Annotated in this window: 8 protein-coding genes and 3 rRNA genes; 9 read left to right on the forward strand and 2 right to left on the reverse strand. The window is 46.9% G+C overall.

From position 1 onward, the window contains the following. The first annotated feature begins 467 nt into the window (after positions 1-467). The 5 genes from QNO02_RS03620 (at position 468) to QNO02_RS03640 (ending at position 8,515) form a co-directional block, all read left to right on the forward strand. A 16S ribosomal RNA gene (locus tag QNO02_RS03620) occupies positions 468-2,020 on the forward strand. 306 nt (positions 2,021-2,326) lie between these two features. Beyond that, positions 2,327-5,254 (forward strand): 23S ribosomal RNA (locus tag QNO02_RS03625). A 75-nt stretch (positions 5,255-5,329) separates the two neighbouring features. Continuing rightward, positions 5,330-5,446 (forward strand): 5S ribosomal RNA (gene rrf, locus QNO02_RS03630). Together the 16S, 23S and 5S rRNA genes form the textbook arrangement of a ribosomal RNA operon. A 223-nt stretch (positions 5,447-5,669) precedes the next feature. Beyond that, positions 5,670-7,175 (forward strand): alpha/beta hydrolase family protein, encoded by a 1,506-nt coding sequence (locus QNO02_RS03635; RefSeq protein ID WP_289391113.1) that lies wholly within the window; start codon positions 5,670-5,672, stop codon positions 7,173-7,175. Between the two features lie 338 nt (positions 7,176-7,513). Beyond that, positions 7,514-8,515 carry a ketoacyl-ACP synthase III gene (locus QNO02_RS03640; protein WP_289391114.1) on the forward strand — a complete coding sequence of 334 codons (1,002 nt, stop codon included), beginning with the start codon at positions 7,514-7,516 and terminating at the stop codon, positions 8,513-8,515. 171 nt (positions 8,516-8,686) lie between these two features. Here QNO02_RS03640 and QNO02_RS03645 read toward each other — a convergent pair whose 3' ends face one another. After that, complete coding sequence (locus QNO02_RS03645) at positions 8,687-9,910, reverse strand: S-layer homology domain-containing protein (RefSeq protein ID WP_289391115.1); 1,224 nt, start codon at positions 9,908-9,910, stop codon at positions 8,687-8,689. Positions 9,911-10,091: 181 nt separating this feature from the next. After that, positions 10,092-12,026: an amidase family protein gene (locus QNO02_RS03650; protein WP_289391116.1), complete on the reverse strand. Its 1,935-nt coding sequence runs from the start codon at positions 12,024-12,026 to the stop codon at positions 10,092-10,094. Between the two features lie 385 nt (positions 12,027-12,411). Between QNO02_RS03650 and QNO02_RS03655 the strand changes: the two genes are divergently transcribed. The 4 genes from QNO02_RS03655 (at position 12,412) to QNO02_RS03670 (ending at position 15,846) form a co-directional block, all read left to right on the forward strand. Then, a complete protein-coding gene (locus QNO02_RS03655; protein ID WP_289391117.1) occupies positions 12,412-14,541 on the forward strand; it encodes a DNA topoisomerase III in 2,130 nt (709 codons plus the stop codon). Between the two features lie 165 nt (positions 14,542-14,706). Further along, complete coding sequence (locus tag QNO02_RS03660) at positions 14,707-14,844, forward strand: hypothetical protein (RefSeq protein ID WP_017690703.1); 138 nt, start codon at positions 14,707-14,709, stop codon at positions 14,842-14,844. Positions 14,845-14,969: 125 nt separating this feature from the next. Then, complete coding sequence (locus QNO02_RS03665) at positions 14,970-15,233, forward strand: DUF1294 domain-containing protein (protein ID WP_017690702.1); 264 nt, start codon at positions 14,970-14,972, stop codon at positions 15,231-15,233. A gap of 178 nt (positions 15,234-15,411) precedes the next feature. Next, complete coding sequence (locus QNO02_RS03670) at positions 15,412-15,846, forward strand: universal stress protein (RefSeq protein WP_047840488.1); 435 nt, start codon at positions 15,412-15,414, stop codon at positions 15,844-15,846. The last annotated feature ends 114 nt before the right edge of the window (positions 15,847-15,960 follow it).

Here is a 15,960-nt window from a genome sequence, read left to right on the forward strand (position 1 = left end):
TTGTAAGTTAATTACTCCGATCATTAAAGTTAGTGCGCAGATGTATCATTTAGCCGTTTATAAGGAGATACTTGTTAAAAGGTCTACAGGTACTCATTGTATAAGAATTCAATGTTTATTGAAAAAAGACTTGCGTTCCATAACTGTACATGGTATATTCTATTTCCGGCCAAAAAAACACGAGATACACGGTGCGGCAAGCGAATGAAATAAGCTTCGAAAGAAACTTAAAAAAAGAGCTTGCAAAGTTGGTTTGGACATGATATTATATAAGAGTTGCTGAAGAGAACAACATTCGGTAACGAAACAAGTTTGATCTTTGAAAACTGAACAACGAGTGAGTAAACATTCTGCTTGCAGAATGAACGCGAAAGTTTGAGACAAGCCTTGGCTTGAATCGGCTGAAGCACAAATGAGATTTTTAATCTCGTCAGATTCAAAATGAGCTTATCGCTCTTTTCAATACTTTATTGGAGAGTTTGATCCTGGCTCAGGACGAACGCTGGCGGCATGCCTAATACATGCAAGTCGAGCGGAGTTGATAGGAAGCTTGCTTCCTTGATACTTAGCGGCGGACGGGTGAGTAACACGTAGGCAACCTGCCCTCAAGTTTGGGACAACTACCGGAAACGGTAGCTAATACCGAATAGTTGTTTCCTTCGCCTGAAGGAAACTGGAAAGACGGAGCAATCTGTCACTTGGGGATGGGCCTGCGGCGCATTAGCTAGTTGGTGGGGTAACGGCTCACCAAGGCGACGATGCGTAGCCGACCTGAGAGGGTGATCGGCCACACTGGGACTGAGACACGGCCCAGACTCCTACGGGAGGCAGCAGTAGGGAATCTTCCGCAATGGGCGAAAGCCTGACGGAGCAATGCCGCGTGAGTGATGAAGGTTTTCGGATCGTAAAGCTCTGTTGCCAGGGAAGAACGCTTGAGAGAGTAACTGCTCTCAAGGTGACGGTACCTGAGAAGAAAGCCCCGGCTAACTACGTGCCAGCAGCCGCGGTAATACGTAGGGGGCAAGCGTTGTCCGGAATTATTGGGCGTAAAGCGCGCGCAGGCGGTCATTTAAGTCTGGTGTTTAATCCCGGGGCTCAACCCCGGATCGCACTGGAAACTGGGTGACTTGAGTGCAGAAGAGGAGAGTGGAATTCCACGTGTAGCGGTGAAATGCGTAGATATGTGGAGGAACACCAGTGGCGAAGGCGACTCTCTGGGCTGTAACTGACGCTGAGGCGCGAAAGCGTGGGGAGCAAACAGGATTAGATACCCTGGTAGTCCACGCCGTAAACGATGAGTGCTAGGTGTTAGGGGTTTCGATACCCTTGGTGCCGAAGTTAACACATTAAGCACTCCGCCTGGGGAGTACGGTCGCAAGACTGAAACTCAAAGGAATTGACGGGGACCCGCACAAGCAGTGGAGTATGTGGTTTAATTCGAAGCAACGCGAAGAACCTTACCAGGTCTTGACATCCCTCTGACCGGTACAGAGATGTACCTTTCCTTCGGGACAGAGGAGACAGGTGGTGCATGGTTGTCGTCAGCTCGTGTCGTGAGATGTTGGGTTAAGTCCCGCAACGAGCGCAACCCTTATATTTAGTTGCCAGCATTTCGGATGGGCACTCTAGATAGACTGCCGGTGACAAACCGGAGGAAGGTGGGGATGACGTCAAATCATCATGCCCCTTATGACCTGGGCTACACACGTACTACAATGGCCGGTACAACGGGCTGCGAAATCGCGAGATGGAGCCAATCCCAACAAAGCCGGTCTCAGTTCGGATTGCAGGCTGCAACTCGCCTGCATGAAGTCGGAATTGCTAGTAATCGCGGATCAGCATGCCGCGGTGAATACGTTCCCGGGTCTTGTACACACCGCCCGTCACACCACGAGAGTTTATAACACCCGAAGTCGGTGGGGTAACCGCAAGGAGCCAGCCGCCGAAGGTGGGATAGATGATTGGGGTGAAGTCGTAACAAGGTAGCCGTATCGGAAGGTGCGGCTGGATCACCTCCTTTCTATGGAGAATCGTTTCCTGCAACGGAAACATTCAAATACGCAGCTTAGCTGCACAAACTACTCACTCGTTGCTCAGTTTTGAGAGCTCAAACTCTCAAACAGCTTGCTTTTGCATGGAGCTTGTTCTTTGAAAACTAGATATCGAAACGAAACAAACGCGAATTAGAACATTCCTTTAAGCTGATCTTGTGTAAACAAGTGAAGTGTTTATAAGGTAGATTGCATGAGCGAGTGATCGAAATGGAACGACTTTTGGATTTGCACAAGCAAACCAAGTGGAGTGACAGCTCGAACACGAGCGATATGGTTAAGCTACTAAGAGCACACGGAGGATGCCTAGGCGCTAGGAGCCGATGAAGGACGTGGCGAACAACGAAACTGCCTCGGGGAGCTGTAAGCAAGCTTTGATCCGGGGGTGTCCGAATGGGGAAACCCAGCTGGGGTAATTTCCAGTTACTCATAACTGAATACATAGGTTGTGTAGAGGCATACCAGGGGAACTGAAACATCTAAGTACCCTGAGGAAGAGAAAACAATAGTGATTCCGTCAGTAGCGGCGAGCGAACGCGGAGAAGCCCAAACCAAAGAGCTTGCTCTTTGGGGTTGTGGGACGTCTCACATGGAGTTACAAAGGAACCGGTTAAGCGAAGAGGTCTGGAAAGGCCCGCCAAAGAAGGTAAAAGCCCTGTAGTTGAAAGTCTGTTCCCTCCGAGACGGATCCCGAGTAGTGCGGGGCACGTGAAACCCCGTATGAATCCGGCAGGACCATCTGCCAAGGCTAAATACTTCCTAGCGACCGATAGTGAAGCAGTACCGTGAGGGAAAGGTGAAAAGCACCCCGGAAGGGGAGTGAAATAGAACCTGAAACCGTGTGCTTACAAAAAGTCAGAGCCCGTTTTAGGGGTGATGGCGTGCCTTTTGTAGAATGAACCGGCGAGTTACGTTCCCGTGCAAGGTTAAGGTGAAGAGCCGGAGCCGCAGCGAAAGCGAGTCTGAATAGGGCGACATAGTACGTGGACGTAGACCCGAAACCGGGTGATCTACCCCTGTCCAGGGTGAAGGTGCGGTAACACGCACTGGAGGCCCGAACCCACGCATGTTGAAAAATGCGGGGATGAGGTGGGGGTAGCGGAGAAATTCCAATCGAACTCGGAGATAGCTGGTTCTCCCCGAAATAGCTTTAGGGCTAGCCTCGGAAAACAGAGTCGTGGAGGTAGAGCACTGATTGGGTGCGGGGCCCGCAAGGGTTACCAAGCTCAGTCAAACTCCGAATGCCATAGACTTACTTCCGGGAGTCAGACAGTGAGTGCTAAGATCCATTGTCAAAAGGGAAACAGCCCAGACCATCAGCTAAGGTCCCCAAGTGTGTGTTAAGTGGGAAAGGATGTGGAGTTGCACAGACAACCAGGATGTTGGCTTAGAAGCAGCCATCATTGAAAGAGTGCGTAATAGCTCACTGGTCGAGTGACTCTGCGCCGAAAATGTAACGGGGCTAAACACACCACCGAAGCTATGGCTTGATGCTTTGCATCAGGGGTAGGGGAGCGTTGTATAAGGGTTGAAGGTGTACCGTAAGGAGCGCTGGACATTATACAAGTGAGAATGCCGGTATGAGTAACGAAAAGATCAGTGAGAATCTGATCCGCCGAAAGCCTAAGGGTTCCTGAGGAAGGCTCGTCCGCTCAGGGTAAGTCGGGACCTAAGGCGAGGCCGAAAGGCGTAGTCGAAGGACAACAGGTCGAAATTCCTGTACCACCGTAAGCCGTTATGAGCAATGGGGGGACGCAGTAGGGTAGTGACGCGGACTGATGGATGTCCGTCTAAGCAGTGAGGCTGATGTGTAGGCAAATCCGCACATTGTAAGGCTGAGCTGTGATGGGGAGCGAAAATTGTAGTAGCGAAGGTCATGATCTCACACTGCCAAGAAAAGCCTCTAGCCAGGTGAAGGTGCCCGTACCGCAAACCGACACAGGTAGGCGAGAAGAGTATTCTAAGGCGCGCGGAAGAACTCTCGTTAAGGAACTCGGCAAAATGACCCCGTAACTTCGGGAGAAGGGGTGCCCCGGTAGTGTGAATAGCACGAGGGGGCCGCAGTGAAAAGGCCCAAGCGACTGTTTAGCAAAAACACAGGTCTGTGCGAAGCCGTAAGGCGAAGTATACGGGCTGACGCCTGCCCGGTGCTGGAAGGTTAAGGGGAGTGGTTAGGGAGTAATCCCGAAGCTGTGAACCGAAGCCCCAGTAAACGGCGGCCGTAACTATAACGGTCCTAAGGTAGCGAAATTCCTTGTCAGGTAAATTCTGACCCGCACGAATGGCGTAACGACTTGGGCGCTGTCTCAACGAGAGATCCGGTGAAATTTTAATACCTGTGAAGATGCAGGTTACCCGCGACAAGACGGAAAGACCCCATGGAGCTTTACTGCAGCTTGATATTGAATTTGGGTACGATCTGTACAGGATAGGTGGGAGCCTAAGAGACATGAGCGCCAGCTTATGTGGAGGCAACGTTGGGATACCACCCTGATCGTATCTAGGTTCTAACCTGGTACCGTAATCCGGTGCGGGGACAGTGTCAGGTGGGCAGTTTGACTGGGGCGGTCGCCTCCTAAAGAGTAACGGAGGCGCCCAAAGGTTCCCTCAGAATGGTTGGAAATCATTCGAAGAGTGCAAAGGCATAAGGGAGCTTGACTGCGAGACCTACAAGTCGAGCAGGGACGAAAGTCGGGCTTAGTGATCCGGTGGTACCGCATGGAAGGGCCATCGCTCAACGGATAAAAGCTACCCTGGGGATAACAGGCTTATCTCCCCCAAGAGTCCACATCGACGGGGAGGTTTGGCACCTCGATGTCGGCTCATCGCATCCTGGGGCTGAAGTAGGTCCCAAGGGTTGGGCTGTTCGCCCATTAAAGCGGTACGCGAGCTGGGTTCAGAACGTCGTGAGACAGTTCGGTCCCTATCTGTCGTGGGCGTAGGAAATTTGAGAGGAGCTGTCCTTAGTACGAGAGGACCGGGATGGACGTACCGCTGGTGTACCAGTTGTTCCGCCAGGAGCACCGCTGGGTAGCTATGTACGGACGGGATAAACGCTGAAAGCATCTAAGCGTGAAGCCCCCCTCAAGATGAGATTTCCCAGTATGTAAGACCCCTTGAAGACGATGAGGTAGATAGGCTGGGGGTGGAAGTGCAGCAATGCATGGAGCTGACCAGTACTAATCGGTCGAGGGCTTATCCAATTAGCAAGTTCTAAATCGCATGTTTCGTTTCGAATCTAGTTTTCAGAGAACGATCTCTGAAATGTAAGCTACGCGTTTGGTGGCGATGGCGGAGGGGTTCCACACGTACCCATCCCGAACACGACCGTTAAGCCCTCTAGCGCCGATGGTACTTGGACCGCAGGGTCCTGGGAGAGTAGGACGCCGCCAAGCAACAAGGAAGACACACTTGATGATATCGAGTGTGTCTTTTTTTATCTAATTTGATTTATGAAAGAGGAACAGCTCACATTTGTTGGGCTTTTTCTTATTATTGCCCTCTCACTTAACTTACACAGTTGTAAGGCAATTGTAAGTTAGATCAATACAATCAATCTAGTGGCTCCTGTATACTAACCCTATCCATCGATGGGGTTGATTTTCAGGGGGAGTTGGCGTGAGGTTTATTGAAATTTTATTATTCTTCTCAAGTGTTTGTTTATTGGCATTTTTGTTCATTCCCAATCAACGTATACGAAGAACAGCTTTGCTCCTGACAAGCGGAGTCGGATTCATTTTTTTAGTGATACATTTGCTTGTTGAAGGATACAGGATTCAGCTTGTATTTTTATACGGATTTGCGACCCTGATGTTTATGTTTTCTCTTATAAAAGTTGTTCGAACGCAGAAAGGCGTGCGGCCAGTCTCCCGAATTCCTAGAGTACTTGCTCCCCTTTTTATTGCAATTGGGCTGATTGCCACAGTCTGTTTCCACTATGTGTTTCCGGTTTTTGACCTTCCAGCACCAACTGGCGAGTTAAAAGTAGGCACGCAAGTCTTTCATTTCGTCGATCCAAACCGGGAGGAGACATTCGGGAAATCAGAGACAGGCAAGAGAGAATTGATGGTTCAGGTGTGGTATCCGGCTGAAGCTGGTACTGAAAAGTATACTCCATTTATCCCTAATCCCCGAATCTTATCTTATATGGCGGAGAATTATGGTCTCCCCGGGTTTACTTTTCAACACCTGAAGTATGTATCCAGTCATGCTTACTTGGCGACTGAAGTCTCATCGGCTCAGGCCTCGTACCCATTGATTCTTGTAAATCCCGGTTTTGGTTCCTCCAGGTTTTTTCACACGTCACAAGCCGAAAATCTTGCGAGTCATGGATATATCGTGGCAGTGATCGACCACACCTATAATACATTTGCAACCGAGTTTCCGTATGGTCAAATCACGACCAATACAACCAGCGATTTGTTTTCACCCGAACATGATTACAGAACAGAAAGAGAAAACCGTGACAAGTTGGGAAAAGTGTTAACCGATGATGTGGTGTTTGCGCTGGACCAATTCGAACTGATCCAATCGGGGAAAATTCCAAGTCAGCTAAAAGGGAGGGTGGATCTGGGGCATATCGGAGTGTTCGGTCATTCCATTGGAGGAGCGACGGCCTATGATGCTTCTTACGATCCACGAATAACAGCTGGGATAGACCTTGATGGAGGACTTTATGGTCTGCATGACAAAGAGGGCTTGCGGAAGCCGATTTTGTTCATGAACTCGGAAAGTGTATACGAAAAATTAAAAATGTTGATCGATCACCGAGTCTACACGGATGCTGAACTTGAACGTATGGGTAATACAAGAGAGTGGGTGGATCAAGAAAGGAAAGACAAAAAGTTGGAGCTTGATCGGATGCGTAAAACAGTTGCCGCAGGGGGACAAGTTCTATATATCGATAATGCGGAGCATTTAAATTTTACAGACGTGCAGTTCATTTCTCCAATTTTCAAAATTCTGGGTATTACAGGGAAGATTGCGCCCGAAAGAGCGAATTTCATTATTAATTCCTATATGCTGGATTTCTTTGATATGTATCTGAAAGAAAAGAGCGGAAACTTAATGAACGGACCCGATAGTCGGTTCCCGGAAGTGAAGTTCATAACCCCACTATTATAATTATGGAACAGGTTGTCAATATTGCGACAACCTGTTTTTTTTATATGATTTTGTATCCGTTTCTTCAAACGTAGCTAGCAGAAATGTCAATCCGCCGTCCCCGTTATTGAGGTTCATCTTAACTTGAAATTCTTAATTCGACTGATGTAACCCTTATATAAGGACTAAGTGTCTATAGAAAGCTCGTAAATAGGGTAATGGTTCAGAAACATCTCTTCACGCAGATAAAAGTAATGCTGATTCCAAGTATAAATCGAGTAAAGATTATAAAAAAAATTAGTACCAAGTACTAAGACTTAGTGCTATAATGGTAAAAAACAAGTGAGGTGACTACCGGTATGAAGCATCAATCAAAGGCAACCATTACGGCAATGGGGACGTATGTACCGGATCGAATATTAACGAATGCTGATCTGGAGAAATTAGTCGAGACAAGTGACGAATGGATTGTGCAACGTACAGGCATGAGAGAACGGCGAATTGCAGCTGAAGATCAATTTGTATCTGACCTGGCCACGAAGGCTGTAGAAGATATGATACGTCGTTATGATGTAAGTTTAGAAGATGTGGATATGATCCTTGTGGCTACAAGTACACCTGAATATGCTTTCCCAAGTACGGCATCCAGAGTACAGGCTAATCTTAAGATCCCACACACGGGCGTACTGGATTTAAATGCTGCATGTGCAGGTTTTACCTACGGACTACAGCTAGCGGACAGTCTGGTGACCAGTGGAATGTACCGTAAAGTACTGGTTATTGGGGCAGAGACATTATCCAAAATTACGGATTATACAGACCGCACGACTTGTGTATTGTTTGGTGACGGAGCAGGAGCCTTCTTGGTGGAGAGATCAGCAGCTGCAGAAGGTGACTTTATGGCAGCCATATCAGGTACACATGGAGAAGGCGGTGTACATCTCTATAAGAGTGGCTTGTCTTCAGAGATGAATGGTGTGCCTTTACAGGGCGAAGGTTGTTTAGTTCAGAATGGCCGAGAAATCTATAAGTGGGCTGTACGGACGATTCCAGAGCAACTGGGTAAACTTATAGCAAAAGCTGAATTAATCCCTGAGCAGATTGACAGGTTTGTCCCGCACAGTGCCAACATGAGAATGATTGAGGCTGTTTGCGAACGTGGACCGGTTCCTTTGGAACGTACTTTAACCAGTGTTGAGTATCGTGGGAACACATCTGCCGCTTCTATTCCGCTGGCACTGCAGATTGCAGTGGATGAAGGGAAGTTGAAGTATGGACAACATGTTGCGCTGTTCGGTTTTGGAGGAGGACTGACCTATTCCGGTCTGGTTCTTAAGTGGGGTGTGCCCGACAAGGAGTAATCGCAATAAAGTGTCTATGAGTAAGTGTGATAAGGAGTAGCCAACCGCTAAGAGCAGCTTGAATGTTGTTTTTCTCAACCCTATCAAAGATAAATCGTTGATAGGTGTCTGTAAAAGACAAGATAATAAGGGTATGACTCAAGTGATTGAGTCATACCCTTAACTTAATGTTTAATCCTCCCAAAGCTTATTAAATTCATTAAAGTCGGTCCAATGATCAGAGAAAAAATATTCTAAATTTATTTCATCATAAGATTCTAATTCTCCAATAGCCTCATGGTCTCCAACCAATTTGCCTGTCCTTCTCAAGATGGGATAAAATTCAGCATAGTACGCACCGTCAAATGGTATGATAACTGGTGCATTGAGAACGTTTAGTCGCTCATAGGGATAAGTGATGCTTTCACCGTTCAAAGTGATCTTAAGGTCTACTGGTTCAGTAGCTTTAATCGCAAGATACAACGCTGGAGAGTCATCCGCATTAACCAGAGCGAAGTCATCCGTCATACCCAGCCCGCTTACTTGATTTCTATAGAAGTAGGTAAGAGTTCCATTCGGAATTATTTCATCCTTAGATGGCTGATATTTATAACCTGTTCCACCATAGTACTTATAAATCCGATGCAGAATCACTGCCGTTTCGGCTAAAGTCACCTTTTGATTCGGATAAAAGTATCCTTTTGAATTAGGCTTCATTATGCCCACCTGTGAGAATCCGAGTAGAGCATCTCGTTTTACATAATCAAGGTCGGAGCCTAAGTGATTATCATTTTTGGATTTAATAAAGCCAAATTCGGGTGCTAATGGCTGGTAAGCATATTTCCATTTTTCATAAGTATCATAGGAATTAAAATATCTTTTAGGAATATCCTTGAATTTTTGCAGCTTGGTGAGTGCCTCTTTCTCTGACATTTCATCCACGGAGTGACCGATATCCGGAAAAAGAGTATTTAGTGTAATTAATAAGTCCCAGCGAGATAATATCTTGTTGGGTTGATATGTAAACGTCTCATTGTGGTAATTGATTGTATCTGCTGCTGCAATTAATCCTGAGGGATTACTAGGTATACTTCCGTATACGTCTCTAAAAATTGGATAATATGTACTTTTTGCAGGAACACCAGGAATTTCTACATTTGTACTACTATCTACTCGGAACTCTTTAAATAAAAGATGAATCATATGAGTAAGTTCTGCTTTTGACACATTTTTGCTTAAATTCTTCTCTTCTTGCTTAAAGCTCTGCATGGCATTATGAGATGCCATAAATTCAACAGATGGTTTGGCCCATTCATATTTGCTGGAACTTGAAGCTGCGTTTGCTAGTGACGTAGTGAACGGTGATAAACTGAGAGTCAGAATAATAATGAAAATACTCCACTTTGGATACCTCATTCGAACCTCCTATGGTAATGAAAATTAGAATCACATCCTATTTATTGTATTCGACAAAGGATGGTAAGATCAATTTTTAATTGTATAACAGAGCAAACTTAATAAAAGTACACTTCATTCATGGATTACATGAACGAGGTGTACTTTTGTTGTTCAAACTTATATTAATTCCATAAACATTTTACGGCGTAAGCTTAGGAGCTTGGCGGTGATGAGTTCCTTGTTCGTAGCTGTAAGCCAGCTTGATCAAGGTTCCTTCATCAAAGGCACGACCCAGGAATTCCATACCTACAGGCAAACCATCGGTTGTGAAACCAGCAGGGACCGTGATCGCCGGGAAGCCGGAGAATGGACTCAATCGGTTGTTACCACCGGAGTTTTGCCCTTCGCCAATAACACCAGCGGCTTGTGTGGACGTAGGATAGATGATGGCATCCAGATTATTATCTGCCATAACTTTCAGCAAGGACTCACGTGTAACTTGGGTACGTTTCAGGACGATGTCCTTATATTCCGTAGTCTCGAGGGTTTGGCGTGCATCCCGAGTCTTCATGGATTGTTCTTGTGACCTATCAAACTCTCCGGAAGCAATGATCTCGGACAGACTGTGATATGGAGCGTCTGCACCCAATGACTCCAGATAGTCATTCAGCTGGAACTTGAATTCATATCCACTAAGGCTTGGGTATTTGTTGATCTCAGCCAAGTTCGGGATAGAAATTGGAACTGCGGTAGCGCCAAGTGACTTCAGTTCTTCTACAGCTGTGTTGATGACGTCAGCAACGGCTTTTTCTTCAGCTTTGGTACTTGGGATGAGTTCTGTGGCCACACCGATGCGTGCACCTTTCAGTCCGTTTACATCCAAGAAGACTGTATAGCTGGAAGGGATTTTTCCAACCGCGTAAGCTGTAGCGACGTCCTTTTTATCATATCCGGCTGTAGCATCCAACATGATTGCAGCGTCACTAACTGTACGAGCCATAGGTCCACCTACATCCTGTGTCAAAGCCAATGGGATAATGCCTTCACGGCTGGACAGTCCGATGGTTGGGCGGATACCCACAAGGCTGTTGAAGCTGGATGGGATTCGGATCGAACCGCCAGTGTCTGTACCCATGCCGGCTGCGGCAAAGTTAGATGCAATGGCAGCACCTGTTCCGCCGCTTGAGCCACCTGGATAGTGGTCCAGAGCGTATGGGTTCAATGTTTGTCCGCCCAATGAGCTGGATGTTGTGATGCCAAATGCGAATTCATGCAGGTTTGTTTTGCCCAAAATAATAGCGCCAGCTGCTTTGAGTTTCTTCACTTGTTCAGCATCGTGAGCAGGGACTGAATCTTTCAGACAGATACAGCCTGCGGTTGTCGGCATATCGTTGGTATCGAAATTGTCTTTCACCAGAATCGGAACGCCATGCAGAGGTCCACGGGCCCCTTGAGCTGCACGTTCTTCATCCAATTGCTCCGCAATTTGGAGCGCATCCGGGTTCAGGGTTAATACAGCGTTGATGCTTACACCTTGATCATCGTATTTTTCAATGCGGTCCAGATATTTCTGAACCAGCTCTTTTGATGTCAGTTTTCCTTGCGTCATTGCGGCCTGGAGATCCATAATGGTTGCTTCCTCCAGGACAAACGGTTTTATGTAGTTATAAATGCGGTCTTTCAGTATGGAGAGGTCATTCTCGGTAAGTACAGCGTTTGGAAGGAAGAGGGAATCGGTATAACCTTTCATTAACCCTGCGGTATTTAATGCACCAACAGCACTTGCGAAAGTGGCTTCATCCGGGACATCCTTGAATGATTCGGTAGTCGAATCCAGCTTGAGCCATTGTTGCAAGGCAACCGCAGCATCTTTACGTTGTACGGTTGTGCCGGAGAGCTTGTCCATGGTAAAAGGGACACCTGCAAGTGTAGCCGCTTCTTCCATAGCCTGAGTAAATGCTGCCGGAGTAGCAGGCGCTTTGCCTTTGGATACCGAAGCAACTGTTGTTTTACTCGTAGGCGTTGCCGATGCAGCTAATGCCGAAGGCACCGTTCCTCCCCATGTTGTGGCAACAACAGCTCCCGCCAGTAACAAAGCTCCACTTTTTTTCAATACAGATCCATGATAAGTCATGCATCCACGCTCCCTTCCTGTGTCTCATTGATGTGTTGTAGCAGCGATTCTGTTTCTATGCTTTTGACACATTGTATAGTCATGTTAGGTAAACTTACAATGTTTATATTTATCCAAAAAAACGTATACATCAATACTGTACTGTGTTAATACTTATTGATGCTTCTGATTCCGTGTACTCAGGAAAACTACTAATCTCCTATGTGTAATGAAATATGACATACATACGACATTGTGATTAATCATTGAGGTTACATGATGCAAACAGATTAGGAAAGAGAGATGACAGAGCATACCTTTACCATGAAATGATATAATGAAAAGATATAATGAAAAGATAGGAATAGAAGAGACATAAGGCATTAGAGAGAGGAAGAGATACGAAGTGAAGACATTGGTACTCGCAGAAAAACCATCTGTAGCACGTGAAATAGCCAGAGTCATGGGTGCGCGTGATAAACATAAAAGTTATATGGAAGGCCCGAAATATATCGTTACCTGGGCGCTTGGGCATCTGGTGGGATTAGCTGAACCGGAGGATTACGACAAGAAGTATGCAACATGGAATCTGGAGGATCTGCCCATTCTGCCAGAGCGTACGAAACTGAAGGTGCTTAAAGAGACCAACCATCAATATAAAGCCGTACAGCAGCTGATGAAGCGTCAGGATGTGGGTGAGCTGGTCATTGCGACGGATGCGGCACGTGAGGGAGAATTGCTGGCTCGTTGGATCATGCAGATGGCGGGGTGGAAAAAACCTTTTAAACGCCTGTGGATCTCATCCCAAACAGATAAGGCGATCAAAGACGGATTTGCTTCGCTGAAGCCAGGCAGTCAGTTCGACCGTCTCTATGAATCTGCACGTTGCCGGGCGGAGGCCGACTGGATGATTGGACTTAACGTGACCCGTGCGTTAACCGTTCGTTTCAATGCGCAGTTGTCTGCTGGACGGGTCCAAACGCCGACCTTGGGCATGATTATGGATAGAGAAAATGAAATTAATGGTTTCCGCTCGCAGGAGTATGAGACGTTAACGGCAGATTTGGGAGGTTTTCAGGCTGTGTGGCGGGCGGCTGGAGGAGATTCGCGAATTTTCAACCCTCAAGAAACTCAGGAATTAAAGAAACGGGTAGACGGGCGCAAGGGCACGATTGCCCAAGTGAAGAAAAGCGAGAAGGTGGAGCCACATCCACTGGCATATGACCTGACGGAACTGCAACGGGATGCCAACCGGAAATATGGTTTCTCTGCAAAGCAAACATCAAATGTCCTGCAACGTCTGTATGAACAGCACAAACTCGTGACGTACCCACGTACGGACAGCCGATACCTGACTTCGGATATGACAGCTACATTGAAAGAACGTCTGGACAGTGTAGCCATTGGACCTTATGCGTCTTTGGCACGTCCTTTGCTGCGCAAAAATCTGAATATCACCAAACGTATTGTGGATGATAGCAAGGTGACTGATCACCATGCAATTATCCCTACGGAGCAAACGGTGCTTCTGAATCAATTGAACCCGGAGGAACGCAAATTGTACGATCTGATCGTACGTCGTTTTATCAGCCTATTTTATCCGGCAGCGAAGTACGATTCGGTTGGGATCACGGTTCAAGTGGGGGACGATTCCTTCCATGTCAAAGGTACAACAGTAAAAGAAAGTGGATGGCGTGAAGTATACGGCGGCGATTACAGCGATGATGACGATGACCGTGTGGATGATGCAGCAGACCATGAGCGTGCGCTTTTGCCAGATGTGCAGCAAGGACAGTCCGTGACGGTTCAGCGTTGCCATATTAAAAGTGGACGGACGATGCCTCCCAAACGGTATACCGAAGCCGCTTTGCTTTCCCAGATGGAAAAGCATGGTCTTGGCACTCCGGCTACACGGGCGGATATTATCGAGAAGCTGGTCAGTTCCGACACAATAGATCGTCAAGGCAACAGCATGCATCCAACCGGCAAAGGGAAACAGTTGATTGAACTGGCTGCCCCGCAGCTTCGTACACCGGATCTGACTGCTCGCTGGGAGGCTGAGTTGGAGCGAATTGCCCGTGGGCAAGGGAAACCGGGACCGTTCCTGGATGGTATTCGTTCAATGGCCAAAGAGCTGGTGTCTACGGTCAAAGGCAGCAAAGCAGAGTACAAGCCACATAATGTGTCCAATAGCCATTGCCCGGACTGTAACGCACGATTACTGGAGAAGAAGGGCAAGCGCGGTAAATTCCTTGTATGTCCTACCGAGGACTGTGGATATCGTCGTTCGGCAGAGAAGAGACTGTCCAACCGACGTTGTGCCCAGTGCCACAAAAAGATGGAAATCAAAGAAGGTAAGGCGGGGTTATATGTACAATGTCTTCCTTGTGGTATTACAGAAACATTGGATAAGGACAAACAGCATGTGAACAAACGCGATCAGCAAAAGCTGGTGAAACAGTATGCTAAGCAGGAGTCCATCGGTTCCAATCTGGGTGAACTGCTGAAGGCGGCTATGGAGAAAAAGGGAGAGTAACACACTTGAGGGTAGTTGAGGTAATACTTCGTGCGGTACGAGCTATGCGAATGATGTACTCATTTACTCCAAAGGGACTGATTATAACTTTTCTCTACTCATCTATGTGAAGTCGTATAAGATCCTCCGTTTTCAGGCAACGTAAGCCAAGGAGGTGATACCTATATGCCGCATAACAAACCAGAGAAAATCCATAACCAGCAAAACAAAGACAGTATTCGGGAAGAGAGTATCGCTGTGCGCCCGGACAAAGCAGCCAAAAGAGCACCAAGCCTGAACGGAATTCCAAAACAGGAGTCCTAAGTCAGAGTGAGGTAGCGTTTATGCACCAATTTCCGGTTCCCTACCCGGTGCGTTGAACATGTCTCGAATGAGGACTATAATGGAGACAGGGAGATGTCCCGGGACAGGGGGATCGCTAGAATTATATGCAAACCGGACTTATATTGTGGTTTTTATTTATTAATGTAGTTGGTTATCTGGTGATGTCGGATGATAAGAGGCGTGCACAACAGCGTCGTGACCGTACACCCGAACGGACGTTATTCTTGCTTGCGTTTATTGGCGGTGCTTTGGGAGTCTGGATCGCGATGTATCGGAAAAGGCATAAGACCAAACATCCCAGCTTCACCATTGGTATTCCGTTGTTGTTGTTCCTGAATGCGGTAATCTATGGTTACTTTATTCAATGAATACATGGAACACATGCGTAACCGTTCATAGTAGGGTTTCATATGTAAATTCATTCGTATAAATGGTTCATTGTGGCTGCGGAACGTTTAAGGAGTTATATGGTTCTGTTAGTTAATTACATGTCAGACCGAAGCTTGCTTCGCGTGCTCTACATATAAAGGAAGGGACGGGATTCACATGTTATTTTCCAAAATATTAGTGGCTTATGATGGTTCCAAAGCTTCAAATAAAGCACTTGATCGTGCGATTGAGCTAGCTAAAGTGTCCCCAAATGCAGTACTGGATGTCATTCATGCTTTTGATTTCCCGCGTGTATTCATCGGTGAGGGGTTGGCTCCACTGCCACCTTCACTTAATAATGACTACTACAATCTGGCGGTGCAGACAACAGATGAAGCGAAAGAGCGAATTCAGGCTGCTGGTGTAACGGCCAACGTGGATCTGATTCAAGGAGCGGCTGCGGAAGTGTTGCTTGATTTTGCCAAAGAAAATGATTCTGATATCATTATTATTGGTAGCCGCGGACTCGGTGGAATTCGGGAATTTGTCCTGGGTAGTGTCAGTCACAATGTGGTGCAGCATGCTCAGGTTCCAGTACTGATCGTAAAATAATGGATGAAGTGTGTACTCACTGAAAAGCAGGAAGCCGGTTGTCTTCGAGAGATTGAAGAGGAGCCGGCTTTCTTTTATGGGATGAAATGGATGGTTAACCGAATTTAATGAAGC

Origin of the sequence: Paenibacillus sp. PK1-4R, from assembly GCF_030369595.1 — a bacterium.
GTDB lineage: Bacteria > Bacillota > Bacilli > Paenibacillales > Paenibacillaceae > Paenibacillus.